This is a genomic window from Xanthomonas sp. LMG 12459, assembly GCF_009192905.1.
Lineage (GTDB): Bacteria > Pseudomonadota > Gammaproteobacteria > Xanthomonadales > Xanthomonadaceae > Xanthomonas_A > Xanthomonas_A sontii.
Window position 1 is genome coordinate 1 of the sequence record NZ_NSGT01000124.1, and the last position, 1102, is coordinate 1102.

At 72.3% G+C, this 1102-nt stretch carries 1 pseudogene; it reads right to left on the minus strand.

Annotated elements, in window-relative coordinates:
• A pseudogene (locus CEK65_RS20555) lies at positions 1–1102 on the minus strand (hypothetical protein); the annotation flags it as partial.

Genomic DNA, 1102 nt, shown 5'->3' on the forward strand with positions numbered 1-1102 from the left:
CCGCGGCCGCTGAGGGTGGGCGGCGGGGCCGCACGGCTCGGGGCGGCGCTGGTTATGGGCGCCCCGCCGGTGGTCGCCACCGCCGCGGCCGTGCTGCTGCCGCTGCCCAGCGCCACGGCGCCGGCCTGCGCCGCCGCTGCGCCTGCGCCCAGCGCCAGGCTGTCGCCGCCGCTGGCCGTGGCCGCCTTGCCCAGCGCCACGGCGTTGGCCACGGCCGAATCGTTCGCATCGCCCGCCACCGCGCTATTGCCCAGTGCCACCGCGCTGTCGCCGTACGCGTTCGCCGCCGCTCCCACCGCGGTGCTTTGGGCGCCAATAGCATTAGCGAAGGCCCCTATCGCCATACCATCCTTGCCGCTGGCAAGGGCAGAGACACCCATAGCCATGGCATCTTTGGCGATAGCCTGGGCGCTGGTGCCGAAAGCGCTGCTGTAGACGCCGCTGGCGTTGGCGCCGGTGCCGAAAGCGCTGCTGCCGCTGCTGGTGGCCTTGGCCAGGTAGCCAGCGGCGCTGCTGTAGCCGCCGCTGGCCTCGGCCAAGGTGCCGATGGCGCTGCTGGCGGCGCCGGTGGCCTTGGCCTGGTAGCCGATGGCGCTGCTGTAGTCGCCGGTGGCCTCGGACGCGTTGCCGACGCTGATGCTGTTGAGAGCTTGGGCCTTGCTGTTGTTGCCGACGGCGATGGCAGCGCCGCCGCTGGCCGTGGCCGCCTTGCCCAGTGCCACGGCGTTGGCCACGGCCGGATCGTTCGCATCGCCCGCCACCGCGCCATTGCCCAGTGCCACCGCGCTGTCGCCGTACGCACTCGCCGCCGGTCCCATCGCGCTGCTGTCGGTACCGCTGGCAGTGCTGTCGGCCCCGGTCGAGTTGGTGTGGGCGTATTTCACGCCCGCGCCTTCCTGAATGCTGTTGACGGTGGTGCCGACCTTGCCCAGTTCGGTATTGGTGGCATACAGCTGCGAGCCGTTGACCGCATCGGTGCTGGTCCCGGACACGCGGCCGGCGGCCACGTTGGTCACCGTCCGCTCATGGCCGGCGCTGCCCACGCTCACCGTGCTGCCCGGGTTGGTGCCGGCGTAGGTGTAGGCGCTGCCGTTGAGGGTCC